The organism is Ferruginibacter sp. SUN106, assembly GCF_050611765.1.
Classification (GTDB): Bacteria; Bacteroidota; Bacteroidia; order Chitinophagales; family Chitinophagaceae; genus Ferruginibacter.
Map to the genome: position 1 here is coordinate 607925 of NZ_JBODJC010000004.1, position 14021 is coordinate 621945.

The 14021-nt window shown below is 38.6% G+C and carries 11 protein-coding genes; 6 read left to right on the forward strand and 5 right to left on the reverse strand.

What is annotated here, in order from left to right:
• Positions 1 to 7: 7 nt before the first annotated feature.
• The 4 genes from ACQ334_RS18705 to purE form a co-directional block, all read right to left on the reverse strand.
• Entirely contained in the window at positions 8 to 1795 is a 1788-nt protein-coding gene (locus ACQ334_RS18705; RefSeq protein WP_430989783.1) for a chloride channel protein, read from the reverse strand.
• 79 nt (positions 1796 to 1874) lie between these two features.
• Positions 1875 to 2750 (reverse strand): hypothetical protein, encoded by an 876-nt coding sequence (locus tag ACQ334_RS18710; RefSeq protein ID WP_430989784.1) that lies wholly within the window; start codon positions 2748 to 2750, stop codon positions 1875 to 1877.
• Positions 2751 to 2803: 53 nt separating this feature from the next.
• Entirely contained in the window at positions 2804 to 3217 is a 414-nt protein-coding gene (locus ACQ334_RS18715; protein WP_430989785.1) for a hypothetical protein, read from the reverse strand.
• A 213-nt stretch (positions 3218 to 3430) separates the two neighbouring features.
• Positions 3431 to 3946 carry a 5-(carboxyamino)imidazole ribonucleotide mutase gene (gene purE / locus ACQ334_RS18720; protein WP_430989786.1) on the reverse strand — a complete coding sequence of 172 codons (516 nt, stop codon included), beginning with the start codon at positions 3944 to 3946 and terminating at the stop codon, positions 3431 to 3433.
• Positions 3947 to 4161: 215 nt separating this feature from the next.
• Between purE and ACQ334_RS18725 the strand changes: the two genes are divergently transcribed.
• Genes ACQ334_RS18725 through ACQ334_RS18735 form a run of 3 tightly spaced genes read left to right on the forward strand, consistent with a single transcriptional unit; the run spans position 4162 to position 9744 of the window.
• Positions 4162 to 5259 carry an efflux RND transporter periplasmic adaptor subunit gene (locus ACQ334_RS18725; protein WP_430989787.1) on the forward strand — a complete coding sequence of 366 codons (1098 nt, stop codon included), beginning with the start codon at positions 4162 to 4164 and terminating at the stop codon, positions 5257 to 5259.
• A 58-nt stretch (positions 5260 to 5317) separates the two neighbouring features.
• A complete protein-coding gene (locus tag ACQ334_RS18730) occupies positions 5318 to 8437 on the forward strand; it encodes an efflux RND transporter permease subunit (RefSeq protein ID WP_430989788.1) in 3120 nt (1039 codons plus the stop codon).
• Between the two features lie 8 nt (positions 8438 to 8445).
• Positions 8446 to 9744, forward strand: a complete 1299-nt coding sequence (locus ACQ334_RS18735) for a TolC family protein (RefSeq protein ID WP_430989789.1) — start codon at positions 8446 to 8448, stop codon at positions 9742 to 9744.
• Between the two features lie 45 nt (positions 9745 to 9789).
• Here ACQ334_RS18735 and ACQ334_RS18740 read toward each other — a convergent pair whose 3' ends face one another.
• Complete coding sequence (locus tag ACQ334_RS18740) at positions 9790 to 10914, reverse strand: 5-(carboxyamino)imidazole ribonucleotide synthase (RefSeq protein ID WP_430989790.1); 1125 nt, start codon at positions 10912 to 10914, stop codon at positions 9790 to 9792.
• A 253-nt stretch (positions 10915 to 11167) separates the two neighbouring features.
• Between ACQ334_RS18740 and hppD the strand changes: the two genes are divergently transcribed.
• From hppD to ACQ334_RS18755, 3 genes are all read left to right on the forward strand, one after another.
• The gene (gene hppD, locus ACQ334_RS18745) at positions 11168 to 12301 is read left to right on the forward strand and encodes a 4-hydroxyphenylpyruvate dioxygenase (RefSeq protein ID WP_430989791.1); all 1134 of its coding nucleotides are present in this window, start codon (positions 11168 to 11170) and stop codon (positions 12299 to 12301) included.
• 184 nt (positions 12302 to 12485) lie between these two features.
• Entirely contained in the window at positions 12486 to 13253 is a 768-nt protein-coding gene (locus ACQ334_RS18750; RefSeq protein ID WP_430989792.1) for a L,D-transpeptidase family protein, read from the forward strand.
• A gap of 53 nt (positions 13254 to 13306) precedes the next feature.
• A complete protein-coding gene (locus ACQ334_RS18755) occupies positions 13307 to 14014 on the forward strand; it encodes a DUF2071 domain-containing protein (RefSeq protein WP_430989793.1) in 708 nt (235 codons plus the stop codon).
• The last annotated feature ends 7 nt before the right edge of the window (positions 14015 to 14021 follow it).

Here is a 14021-nt window from a genome sequence, read left to right on the forward strand (position 1 = left end):
AAATTATTTATTCCGCTTCATACAAATCTCCCTGCGAAGCCAGTATCTCCCTGTATTTATTAAAGAGTTTGGTTTTAGAAATAAAGCCAATGAATTTTTTATCCTTATCCAATACCGGCAGGTACCAGCTTTGCGTAATATCAAATTGCTCCATCACCGAATGCATATCCTGGTCGTGTAACAAAACAGCGGCAGGTTTTTTCATCATCGATTTTACGGTTATGGTATCAAACAATTCAGGTTGAAATAATTTTTGTTTGATATCATTCAGCTCAATAATGCCGGCAAATTTTTCATTGCGGTCGGTTACTGCAAAAATATTTTTCTCACTGCGTTTGATGATCTCCACCAATTGTTTTAGTTTTTTATCAATGGCAATACTGTCGTAAGTATCCTGCAGCATATCGTCAATCTGAATGGAGGTAAGAATATTTTTTTCTTTTTTCTGGGTGAAGATCTGTCCTTCCAGCGCCAGTTTTTTTGTCTCCATTGAAAACGGCTCATAACTTTTAACAATAAAGAACGAAATGGAAGACACGATCATCAATGGAATAAATAACTCGTAGCCATTGGTAATTTCTGCAATTAAAAATATGGCTGTAAGCGGACAGTACATTACGCCACTTAAAACACCGGCCATACCTACTAAACTAAAATTGCCAATGGGGATTTTAATCCATGGCATACTATTAATGAGTTTAGAAAAAAAGAAGCCCATATAAGCACCACTGAATAAGGAAGGTGCAAAATTACCACCATTACCTCCACTGCCAATGGTGATACCTGCAACAATTGGCTTAAATAAAAAGATAAGTGCGGTAAATGCGATTATACCCCAGTGCTGGCCTAACCTGGTAAATAAAGTGGTGTTATCAGCAAAAGTATTTAAAGACCCATCAGCCACTAATTTAACGCTGCCGTATCCTTCGCCAAACAAAGGGGGTAATACAAAATAAACAGCCAGCAACAACAGTCCACCAATTGCAGCTTTGAAATAACTATTCATTTTCCATTGGTGAATGCGTTTTTCTGTTGCTTTAAATGTCCTGGCATAATATAAAGAAACAAAACCTGCCATTATACCTAACAAAATATAATAGGGCACATTTTTATAATCGAAAGTTTGCTTCAATACAAAATTGAAAAGAAAATTTTCGTGCAGAATTATTTTTGAACATAGCACACCGGCAACAGATGCAATGATCAACGGAATAAAATAACTCACCACAGTTTCTGCCAGTAAAACTTCAATAGCAAAAATCACACCTGCAATGGGCGCATTAAAAACTGCTGCAATACCGGCAGCGGCACCACAGGCAATCAGTAAAGTTCTTTCCTGGTAATTAAGATCGCTGATACGGGAAAGATTAGAACCTGCTGCAGCACCTGTTGCCACAATCGGCGCTTCCAGGCCCACAGAACCTCCAAGGCCAACAGTAATGGAACTGGTGATCACATGCAGGTAAGTATGATTTAATGGAATAAAAGACGACCGCCTTGCAATAGCCTTTAGTACCATTGCAATACCTTTTTCTATCTGCCCTTTAAAAAAATGACGGATAATAAAAACAGTTATGATTAAACCAATAGCTGGAAATAATAAATAGGCAAAACGGGTAACCGGAATTTCTTTTATCCAGTGTTGTAAATAATGTACAATTGTTTTTAATAATACCGCCAGCAAGCCCGAAACAAAACCGGTTAGCGTTGCAATGACCATAATAAACTGCACCCTGCTGAGTTTGGTACGCAACAGGCCAATAACATTAGAATACAATTGCTTGACACTTTTCAATACTGATGGTTTTTATCGCCAGGTATTTTGGAGGGCAAAGATAAGGAGAGTTTTTAGTTTGGAACGAATAGCGTAAGAATCAGAATATTGACTTTAACACATGGCTGTTTTGAAGATACAACTGAAAGTTATAGTCGGGCCTGCTGATCACATCATTATGTTCTTTTTTGCTGTGTATAAAAATAATATGATTTGTTTTGAGGATAGTTGCATTCACATCTTTTTCTTCGGTATGAATAAAAGAAATATTTTTTTCAAGCAGTTCTTTCATCATAGTAGCAGATACAGCATCAGTTCCACCGTTATCAGTATAGATATTGATGAACTGGTGTGCTGTATCAGCTTTTATCCAGCTACTGAATTTATCAACCTGGCTATAAAGCGCATCAAATAAAATGGTTTGTTTAACTTCCACTGCACCATTTTGTAATATATGAGCCATTACTCTGAATGCACCGCTATGGCCTGCCAATACCACATTACCCACTTCAGTTTTTTTAGTAATGATCTTTTCTGTCTTTAATTTATTCAATACATCAGTGAGCAATAGTTTGAAAATAGTCTTTTGTTCCAGTTTGCCACCATAACTATCTGGAGCATCTTTTGTTGTTTCGGGTAATATCAATATAGCATTTCGTTTGGCTGCTATAAATTGTTTTATAATAGCAAACTGTACAGGCACGCTATCAATATTATTTCTCCAGCCATGAAACCAAACGATTATATCCAGGGGGCCTTTCGTTTTTAATCCATACGGCACAATGATCAATACATTGCTGTCGTTGTAATGTTCTGCAGCTGTGTATAGAACATTATCGTAAGTATGCCCTTTTGCCCTTCCGGTGTCCGGGAAAGAAGTATACGAAGAAGTGATGCGGAATATTTTTGGAGTTGTTGTTTGTGCAAAAGATGGTAATGCAAATGCAATTAATAAAATGAGAAATAATCTATACATAAACTTGCAAATTGTTACTCTCAAAGAAAAAACTTTTAAGCGATTACTATTAATTATCCGAAAAAGCTAAATCCAGGATCAAATTTAAAATCATGCCGGGAAATTTTAAGAAATTCATCTTTCAATTCTCCTGATACAAATACCTCACCACCATACTTCCATATTTTTTTTCCGGCACTACTTTTATCTTTAATGTTATCCGGCGAAATCGAATTTTCGATATTTAATTCTATATAATTATGATATTCTGCTTTGAGAACAAAGTCGAATATTTTTATTTTATGAAATGTAACCTCACCAGAAAGCTTACTCAATAAGTGAGAATATTTGTCATCGATTATAGAATAAGTAGGATTAGTTAATATTGCTGCAACAATTCCTTTTTCGTTAACCTGGAAATTTTCATTATCAATGCGCCAGAGACGTATCGAAGGCCAAACTTTACTATGGATATGCCAAATGTTCATTCACAAATTATATCTTAATCAATATACTTTTATTTGATTTACGCTTCAAGTAAAGTTTATCAATGGTATACCCTACAAGAGAGATTATTTTTCTTTTACTAAAAAGAAAAAATAACAGGCCTGGCTCACAACGATGCTGCTATGAAAAAATGCCTATCCAAAAAAGAAAAACAATTTCTGATTCAACTCATCCTAAACCACTAAACCTCTAAACTATCTATCAAACTCATTCCTGAACCCCATGCTCTTCACGTTCTTTACACTTTCCATTACAATATCATCCTGGTATTCTTTATAAGCTTCCAATTTGCCGGCGATAGAAGTATCATGTAAGGCTAAAATTTGTGCCGCCAGTATGCCGGCGTTTTTAGCGCCATTCAATGCAACAGTTGCAACAGGTACGCCATAAGGCATTTGTAAAATAGATAAAACAGAATCCCAGCCATCAATACTGTTGCTGGATTTTACAGGAACACCAATAACAGGCAAAATGGTATTGGCCGCAACCATGCCCGGTAAATGTGCAGCACCACCGGCTCCGCAGATGATTACTTTAATGCCGCGTTCTTTGGCCTGGTGTGCGTATTCCCTCAGGCGCTCAGGGGTGCGGTGTGCAGATACGATGGTTAACTCCGGTTCTACTTCAAACTGGCGCAGCATTTCGGCAGCTCCTTTCATGATATCTAAATCGCTTTCGCTGCCCATTATTATTCCTACAAGTGGATTCATATTTTAAAATTTAAGCAAAGAAAAGGAAAAATTGCAAACGGTTTATTTTAATACACTTTTAATGGTTGTTTAATGCGTTTTTAATAGCGGGCGTGTTTTAATAAATAATCAGATATAAGTTAACTTTTGAATAACCTCTATTTGTATAAACGGCAGGTGTTCAAGCTAAAAACTACCTATATTTGACGTTACATTTTATTCTATAAAGTTTTATAATGCAGCGTTTAAACAGATCAGCAATTCATTTACTCCCCCTGTTTTTTTTAGTGATTATTTTTCCGGCTTGCAAAAGCAAAACTGATGCCGCTAAAACAGCACCTAAAGAAACGCCACCTGTAGTTGTGGATGTGATCATTGGCCAGCCACAACCCATTACCAATGTGGTGGAAGCCAATGGTACTGTAATAGCGCAGGAGTTTGTGGAATTACATCCTGAAGTAAGCGGCAGGCTTACCTATCTGAACTTTGCAGAGGGCAAACCAATTGCTCAAGGTACAGTGATTGCCCGTGTAAACGATGCCGACCTGAGGGCACAGATTGGTAAAAGCAAGGTACAATTGCAACTGGCAGAAAAAACTGTTGAACGATACAAGCCTTTACTGGACATCAACGGTATCAACCAGGCCGATTATGATGCAGTAGTAAACCAGGTAAACGGCTATAAAGCCGATATTGTTTATACACAGGCCTTGATAGACAAGACAGTTATCAGGGCACCTTTCAGTGGTATTGGTGGTCTTAGACAGGTAAGCCCTGGTGCATATGTAACACCTGCAACGGTGATTGCAACATTGCAACAAACAAAACAGGTGAAGATTGATTTCACCTTACCGGAAATGTATAGCAACATTATTAAAACCGGTGCCATGGTGGATGTGGAATTAGATGCTGCCACAAAAGAAAAAAGTAAAGCTTTGATCATAGCAGTGGAACCAGGCGCTAATACTGATACCCGCAATCTAAAAGTAAGAGCAGTATTAAAGGAAGGCAGTTCTAACCCCGGGGCATTTGTAAAAGTATATATCGATGCAGGCAAAAGCAGGTCATCTATTAAAGTGCCTACCAACTGCCTTATTCCCGATGATAAAAATAACCAGGTAGTACTGGTAAAAAATGGCAAAGCGAATTTTGTAAACGTAACAACAGGTATACGGGAAGCCAATACAGTGGAGATCCTTAAAGGAATTGAACCCGGTGATTCCATTGTTGTTACAGGTGTGTTATTTGCAAGGCCTAAAAGTGCATTAAAAGTTAGAAGTGTAAAGAAGCTGGAAGACCTGAATAAAACAGCAGAAGGCAATCAGAGTTTTTGATGTTGCGACATTATTTTTTTCAGCAGGTAGTTAAACAAAAACAGACCCCGTTCAAGGCATGAATATTTCTGAATTTTCTTTAAAGCGCCCGGTATTTGCTACGGTGATGAACCTGATGATCATCCTGTTTGGTGTGGTGGGCTATACTTTTTTAGCGGTAAGAGATTATCCTGCTATTGATCCGGCTATCATTAATGTAAGCACTTCCTACACCGGTGCCAATCCTGACCTGATAGAAAGCCAGATAACAGAACCATTGGAAAAGCAGATCAATGGTATTCCCGGTATTAAAACCATTACTTCATCAAGTAGTTTAGGTAACAGCAATATATCGGTAGAGTTTGAATTAGGTGTAGATCTTGAAGCAGCCGCAAGTGATGTAAGAGATAAAGTAGGGCAGGCCAGCAGAAGTTTACCACAGGATATAGATGCGCCACCCGTAGTTACCAAATCAGATGCCAACAGTGATTTTATTTTGATACTGGCAGTGCAGAGTCGTACCAAAGGTTTACTGGAGTTGAGCGATTATGCAGAGAATGTTTTACAACAACAATTTCAAACTATTAAAGAAGTAAGTTCGGTAAATATATTCGGGCAAAAGAGATATGCCATGCGGATATGGATCGACCCTGATAAAATGAATGCACAGGGTATTACGTTTTCTGATATCCGCACATCACTAAACAATGAAAATATTGATCTGCCCCCGGGAAAAATTTATGGCAACAATACTGAGCTTACTATAAAAACTTTAGGAAGGCTGAGTACTGAAAAAGATTTTCAAAACCTGATCATTAAGGAAGACGCTACGGGCATAGTAAGATTAAGTGACGTGGCCAGGGTAGAGATTGGACCGGAGACATTAGAGCAGGCCTGGAAATATAATGGCGTAAATGCGGTAGGTATTGTATTGATACCACAACCGGGTGCCAACAACATCCAGATAGCAAATGACTTTAATAAGAAACTGGAGACGATAAAAAAAGCCAATAAGTCGGATATTGAAATGAATGTGTTACTGGATAACACTACCAATATCCGCAAATCAATTGCAGAAGTAGAAGAAACATTGATGATCTCATTTGGCCTGGTAGTACTGGTGATATTTTTCTTTTTCAGGGACTGGCTTATTGCTATTCGTCCATTAATAGATATTCCCATTTCATTGGTGGCTACTTTTTTCATTATGTACCTTTCGGGTTTTTCTATTAATATATTAACACTGTTAGGAATTGTATTGGCAACCGGGCTGGTGGTAGATGATGGTATTGTGGTAACGGAGAATATTTTCAGCAAGTTTGAAAAAGGTATGCCCATAAGGCAAGCTGCTGTTGAAGGGAGTAAAGAAATTTTCTTTGCGGTAATTTCCACTTCTATTACTTTGGCGATAGTGTTTTTACCGCTGATATTTTTAGAGGGTTTTACAGGAAGGTTATTCAGGGAGTTTGGTGTAACGTTGGCTGCAGCGGTTTTAATTTCTGCTTTGGTTTCTCTTACCATCACTCCGGTACTAAATGTGGTGCTTAGCCGAAAAACAGCGGGGCATGGAAAATTTTACATGAAAACAGAACCATTCTTTACCGGAATGGAAAACGGCTACAAGCGTTGGCTGGGCGGATTTTTAAAAGTAAAATGGGTGGCGTTGGTAATTCTTGGTGTATGCCTTGCCATGATATTTTTTATTGGCTCTAATTTAAAAAGTGAGATTGCACCTTTAGAAGACAGAAGCAGTATTCGTTTTACGGTTACAGCAGCAGAGGGAACCAGCTATAGTAAAATGCAACAGATTGCGGATAATATCAGCAATTACCTGTATGATTCAGTACCGGAAAGAGCGTTTGTATTTGCACGTACACCGGCGCAGGCCATTAACAGTACACAACCAAGACTGGGGCTTATAAACCCTGATGAAAGAAGCAGAAGCCAGGCGGAAATAGCAAGCGACCTGCAAAAGAAATTAATACGTTTTAATGAAGCCCGTATATCTGCCGTTCAGGAACAAACTATTGCTGTAGGTGCCGGATCAAGAGGTAGTTTGCCTGTGCAATATGTGTTGCAGAACCAGGATTTTGATAAGCTAAAAGAAATAGTGCCTAAATTTCTGGAGGAAGCAAGAAAGGATAAAACATTCGCTTCGGTAGATGTGAATCTTAAATTTAATAAGCCACAGATAGAGCTTACGCTTGACAGGATGAAAGTAAAAGACCTCGGCTTATCATCACAAGATGTAATTAGTGCTTTGCAATCGGCTTTCAGTGGTGGCAGGTTAGCTTACTATATACAAAACGGGTTTCAATACTCTGTAATTGCACAGGTAGACAGAAGCGACCGTTCAGCGCCTGATGATATAACGAAGTTGTATGTACGAAATAATAAAGGGCAACAAATACCTTTAAGCGCTGTTGTTAACGTGGTAGAAAGCAGCAGCCCTGCTACACTGTACCATTACAACAGGTATAAAGCAGCCACCATTTCGGCAGCATTGGCAGATGGTTATACTATTGGCGATGGAGTAAAAGCAATGGATGCTATCAATAAAAAATTATTAGACGAAAGCTTTCAAACCTCTTTAACAGGCCCTTCACGTGACTATGCAGAAAGTTCGTCCAATATAGCATTTGCTTTTGCGCTGGCGCTCATGCTGATCTATTTAATATTAGCTGCACAGTTTGAAAGTTTTATAGATCCTTTGATAATTATTTTTACAGTGCCATTGGCATTTGCAGGTGCCGTATTAAGTTTGTGGCTTTTCGGGCAAACATTAAATATTTTTTCTGAGATCGGTATGATCATGTTGATAGGCTTGGTAACAAAGAATGGTATTTTAATTGTTGAGTTTGCCAATAAAAAAAGAGAAGAAGGACATGATAAGAAAAAAGCTATACTGATGGCTGCGGAACAAAGGTTGCGCCCTATTTTAATGACCAGCCTTGCTACTTCATTGGGAGCTTTGCCTATTGCATTAAGTTTAGGAGCTTCTTCTGCAAGCCGTGTTCCACTGGGTATAGTTGTAGTAGGTGGTATACTTTTTTCTCTGGTCTTAACTTTGTTTATCATACCGGCCATGTACATATTCCTTGCCGGAAAACATAAAGCGGAAACGGGTACTGTACCTGCAACAGCGGCAACAGTAATAACACCGGCACAGGAAGATACTCAAACCAATACTGATATTTAAAGACCAATATGAAACAGGCAGTTATATTTATTGTTTTATTCAGCACAGCTTTTTTTATTAAAGCACAGGGTGTGCTGAAATTACCTGATGCAGTGAATATTTCTTTAAAGAATAGTTTAGATCTGCAACTCTCTAAAAATACTATTGAAGCCGACAGTATTTTCAATAATTATGGTGTTGCCGGCGGGTTGCCCCTGGTTACTGCAAACCTGAGTGATAATGAACAGGTATCTAATATCAACCAGAAATTAAATACCGGAACACAGATTCAACGCAACGGTGCATCAACCAATGCACTGGTTGTTGGTGTTACAGGAAGTATATTATTGTACAATGGAAACAGGGTAGTAGCTACTAAAAGCAGGCTGGTGCAGTTAGAAAAACAAAGCCGTTTGCAACTCAATTCCAGGATACAAAATGTAATGGCTGATGTAATGACAGGATATTATGATATTGTGAGGCAGCAGAGTTACATGAGAACAATTGACCGGTCGATTGATATTGCGCAACAAAAGTTATCTATTGTACAAATACGCCAGAGTGTGGGGCTTGCCAATAATGCCGATCTCTTCCAGGCACAATCAGACCTGAATGCGTTGCTGCAGGCCAAACAATCACAACAGGTTATTGTAGACCAGGCAAAAACAGAATTGCTTCGGCAACTTACTTTAAAAGCAGATAGTACTATCGCTATCGAAGACACGATAATTGTTGATAAGTCAATAAACCTGGACGTTATTTTAAACAGCCTGAATAAAAACGCAGATATTCTTGCTGCAGCCGACCAGGTGAAGATCAACGAATTTATTGTAAAGGAAACGGCAGCTTTGCGTTATCCTTCCATACGTGCCACTACGGGATTTAATTTCAGCCGTAACCAGGCAGCAGCAGGACAGGTATTACTGAACCAGAATTATGGCCCTTCAGTTGGTATTAGTATTGGTATTCCTATTTATAACGGTTCTGTATACAGGCGCCAGCAACAGGTAGCTGAATTGAATGTAAAAAATGCAGCCATTGCGAAAGATATTTTAATAAGAGATTACAGTGCACAGGTTGTAAAATCTTACCAGTCTTATGCTTCTGCTTTAAAACAATTACAAACCGAAGAACAGAATTATGATATTTCTTTAAAATTACTGGATGTGGTATTCAAACGGTTCCAGGCAAAAATTGCTACTATCGTAGATCTTAAAAACGCCCAGCAAAGTTTTGAAGAATCGGGTTACCGATTGGTGAATTTAAATTATGCGGCTAAAGCTGCCGAAATAGAATTGAAGCGTTTGGCGAATGTATTGAGTTTGTAATTTGCCCGCAGAAATCGCAGATATCCGCAGAAAAAATGCGGTACTTTATTTACTTATTACTTTCAAAGTCGCCTTAATCCTGTTTGCCTGGTGAATCAATTCCTGTTTTTCTTTACTGAGGATCGTTACATGCCCCATTTTTCTTCCCGGCTTGGTTTCTTTTTTTCCGTAGATATGTACAAACACATTATCTATCTGTAAAATTTCATTTAAACCTTCGTAACAGGCTTCACCGCTAAAGCCTTCTGCACCCAATAAATTCACAATAGCCGCAGGTAAAATATGATCGGTATTGCCTAGTGGATAACCGAGCATGATGCGCCACAACATATCGAACTGACTGCTGTAATTGGCTTCAATGGTGTGATGGCCGCTATTGTGTACTCTTGGTGCGGTTTCGTTGACCAACACATTATTATCAATATCAACGAATAATTCTACGGCAAAAATGCCCGGGCTCTTTAGATCCTTCACCACTTTTAAAGCAATGGCTTCCGCTTTCCATAAAACTTTTTCAGCAAGATCGGCAGGGCTTATCTGGTAGTCGAGCAAATTTAAACGGGTATCAAAAACCATATCTACCGGTGGATACAATGCATTTTCTCCTTTATCATTCACTGCAATAATTACAGCGATCTCTTTTTTTATGGTCACCAGTTTTTCTAGAACGGAGGGGGCATCAAATCCCTTTGAAAAATCAGCTGCTGATCTCATTAATTCCACTCCACGGCCATCATAACCACCCATGCCAATTTTATGTGCGGCTGGTAAAAAATTACTATGTTGTTGTAAGTCACCCTTATTTTTTGTGATCACAAATTCACTGGTAGGAATTTCGTTGTCTTTATAAAACTGTTTTTGTAAAATTTTATTTTTAATGATCTTTAATGCGGAAGGTTTTGGATACACCCTTACACCCTCAGCTTCCAGTTTTTCCAGCGCCTCTTCATTCACGCTTTCTATTTCAATGGTAATAGCATCCAGGCCTTTACCAAAATTATAAACGTCATCAAAGTTTTTGATATCGCCTTTTGTAAAATGATGGCAGAGATGTGCCGCCGGGCAGGTGGCATCGCTTTCCATTACAAATGTTTCAACAGGGTAATTTGCTGCGGCTTGTAACAGCATCCGGCCCAGCTGGCCTCCGCCTAAAATTCCTACTTTTTGCATGCAGCAAATATATAATCAACACGTCGAAGTGGTATAAGTTTCGCTATCTTTGTTTTAAGATATGCAACCGGATTATCCACATAAATTATTTGCTGACAGGCGCAACAACTATTCTTTGCTGATGTTGGCGCTTGCCATGGATTCGGTACTTTAATTTGATTATCTCCCGCAGATTTCGCTGATTACGCTGAAAAAAATCTGTGCTTTCTGCAATATCAGCGGGTAAATTTTTCCTTCATCTCAAATTAAAACAATGCAAACAACAACCATACAACCCCAGGCACCTGTTAGTTTAACCACCGATTTTTTACCCTTGCAGGGAACTGATTATGTAGAATTTTATGTAGGCAATGCCAAGCAGGCGGCACATTTTTATAAAACTGCTTTTGGTTTTCAAAGCCTGGCGTATGCAGGGCCCGAAACCGGGTTGAAGGACAGAGTTAGTTATGTGATACGCCAGAATAAACTCACGTTTGTATTAACCACGCCTTTAAAAACAGGTAATGATATGGCCAATCATATTTACCTGCATGGGGATGGTGTAAAAGTACTGGCATTAAAAGTAGATGATGCTACCAGTGCATGGGAAGAAACTACCAAACGTGGCGGCAGGTCTTATTTGCAACCCACTACCTTAAAAGATGACAATGGGGAAGTGGTGTTAAGCGGTATCCATACCTATGGAGAAACGGTGCATCTTTTTGTAGAAAGAAAAAATTATACCGGCGCTTTTATGCCCGGCTTCAGGGAATGGAAATCGAATTATAATCCTGCATCAACAGGTTTGTTGTATGTAGATCATTGTGTAGGCAATGTGGGGTGGAACCAGATGAACCCCTGGGTGAAATTTTATGAGGATGTGATGGGCTTTAAAAATATTTTAAGTTTTGATGATAATGATATTTCTACCGAATACTCTGCATTAATGAGCAAGGTGATGAGTAATGGCAATGGCTTTGTAAAATTTCCCATCAACGAACCGGCAGAAGGAAAAAAGAAAAGCCAGGTGGAAGAGTATTTAGAATTTTATAATGGAGAAGGGGTGCAACATGTAGCAATTGCCACAAATGATATTGTTGCCACGGTAAGCGAATTGCAAAACCGTGGGGTGGAATTTTTAAGTATACCCGAAAGTTATTATAAAACGGTTTTAGACCGAGTAGGTAAAATTGATGAAGACCTTGCACCATTGCAAAAACTGGGCATATTGATAGACCGGGATGACGAAGGTTATTTATTACAGATCTTCAGTAAACCATTGGAGGACAGGCCTACATTATTCTTCGAGATCATACAGCGTAAAGGAGCCAAAAGCTTTGGCAAAGGCAATTTTAAAGCTTTATTTGAAGCGCTGGAAAGAGAGCAGGATGCAAGGGGGAATTTGTAAATTTCATGGCCAGGCATGGTCTGACGTCCCGTCTGACCATGCCTGGCCATGATCAGACGAGGACGTCAGATCATGGGGAAACCACCTGAGTTTGCAGGGTTTTCCACATTGTGGCTTTTTTTAACAAATAAAGCTTCAATTTTTTTATATTTTTACGTTGTAAGTTTTAACTCCAATTTTTTAAATGAAGCATCTTTTTGTAAAGACCATATTTTTTATCCTGCCCTTTTTCTTCATTGGGGGTACTGCATTTTCTCAAAATTCATTTGTTGATATTCAAAAGAGTTCGGTTAAACTTTCCGGGATATTTTCCGGTATGGAAGACTCTTTAATAAAACAATTTGACGAGAAGAAACTCACCTGGCCGCCACAAGCCATGTACATTCGTTCTTTTAAATACGACAGGCAACTGGAGGTTTGGGTAAAAGGCAATGCTAAAGAACCATTCAAACTTTTTAAGACCTATAAAATTTGTATGCAAAGCGGCACCATGGGGCCTAAGCGTATGGAGGGAGATTACCAGGTTCCTGAAGGTTTTTATTATATCAATGAATTTAATCCCAACAGTAACTATCACCTGGCTCTTGGTTTGAATTATCCTAATGCTTCAGATAAAATCTTAAGTGATTCTGTTCATCCCGGCAATGCCATCTATATTCATGGCAATTGCGTTTCTACCGGTTGTATTCCTATCAGCGATGAGCCAATTGAGGAATTGTATATTATTGCCACGCATGTAAAATCAAGCGGACAGGATTTTATACCGGTGCATGTTTTTCCTGTAAAATACAATGTGAAAAAATCGGCAGAATACCTTGCGCAAACTTTACAAACAAGGCCGGCATTAATTGACTTTGCTACAAAACTTAAAGAAGCTTTCAACTTTTTTGAAGAAAAAAAACAGCTCCCGGTTATTTTGGTGAATAAGAAAGGGGAGTATGTGGTGGATTAAAAATTTAATTCACCAGGACGGGTTAATTTGTAACGTATAATAAGTTCCCTGGTATGAAACTTCCCACAATGCACGGCTTTATTGACCGGCGGATATTAATCAATTTTACTGCTGCCCCCGTAGATGTAGAAAAAATTATACCCTTTCCTTTTCGTCCTAAAATTTATGAGAATAAAGCCATTGTTGGAATCTGCCTGATCAGGCTTAAAAATATCAAACCTAAAGGGCTTCCGGATTTTATTGGTATTTCTTCAGAAAACGGGGCACACAGAATAGCGGTGGAGTGGGATGAAGAAGGGCAGGTTAAAGAAGGTGTTTATATTCCACGTCGGGATACCTCCTCAAGATTCAATACAATTGTTGGCGGCCGTATTTTCCCGGGCAAATATCATTTAGCAAAGTATAATGTGATTGAAAAAGATAAGAACTATCATATTGATTTTACCAGTTCAGACAAAACACAAATTTCTATTGACGCAACTGAAGTAAATACATTTGACCCCAATTCAATTTTTGAAACGCTTGAAAATGCTTCCGGTTTTTTTGAAAAAGGTGCCGTTGGTTATTCTCCCAATGGCAAAAAGTTTGAAGGTTTAAAACTGGAGACTTATAACTGGAAAGTAAAACCCCTTGCAGTAAGCAATGTACAATCAGGCTTTTTTGAAAACGAAACTATTTTTCCAAAAGGCTCAGTTAAATTTGACAATGCATTATTAATGACAAGGCTTGAACATGAATGGCATACTGTTGGTAATAAGTAACCATTTT

Excerpts from the sequence above, each read along its gene's own strand:
- hppD (WP_430989791.1), top strand. The coding sequence starts at position 11,168 with ATGCAAACAACAACCATACAACCCCAGGCACCTGTTAGTTTAACCACC.
- purE (WP_430989786.1), bottom strand. The coding sequence starts at position 3,946 with ATGAATCCACTTGTAGGAATAATAATGGGCAGCGAAAGCGATTTAGAT.
- ACQ334_RS18755 (WP_430989793.1), top strand. The coding sequence starts at position 13,307 with ATGAAACTTCCCACAATGCACGGCTTTATTGACCGGCGGATATTAATC.
- ACQ334_RS18740 (WP_430989790.1), bottom strand. The coding sequence starts at position 10,914 with ATGCAAAAAGTAGGAATTTTAGGCGGAGGCCAGCTGGGCCGGATGCTG.
- ACQ334_RS18730 (WP_430989788.1), top strand. The coding sequence starts at position 5,318 with ATGAATATTTCTGAATTTTCTTTAAAGCGCCCGGTATTTGCTACGGTG.
- ACQ334_RS18750 (WP_430989792.1), top strand. The coding sequence starts at position 12,486 with ATGAAGCATCTTTTTGTAAAGACCATATTTTTTATCCTGCCCTTTTTC.
- ACQ334_RS18715 (WP_430989785.1), bottom strand. The coding sequence starts at position 3,217 with ATGAACATTTGGCATATCCATAGTAAAGTTTGGCCTTCGATACGTCTC.
- ACQ334_RS18710 (WP_430989784.1), bottom strand. The coding sequence starts at position 2,750 with ATGTATAGATTATTTCTCATTTTATTAATTGCATTTGCATTACCATCT.
- ACQ334_RS18735 (WP_430989789.1), top strand. The coding sequence starts at position 8,446 with ATGAAACAGGCAGTTATATTTATTGTTTTATTCAGCACAGCTTTTTTT.
- ACQ334_RS18725 (WP_430989787.1), top strand. The coding sequence starts at position 4,162 with ATGCAGCGTTTAAACAGATCAGCAATTCATTTACTCCCCCTGTTTTTT.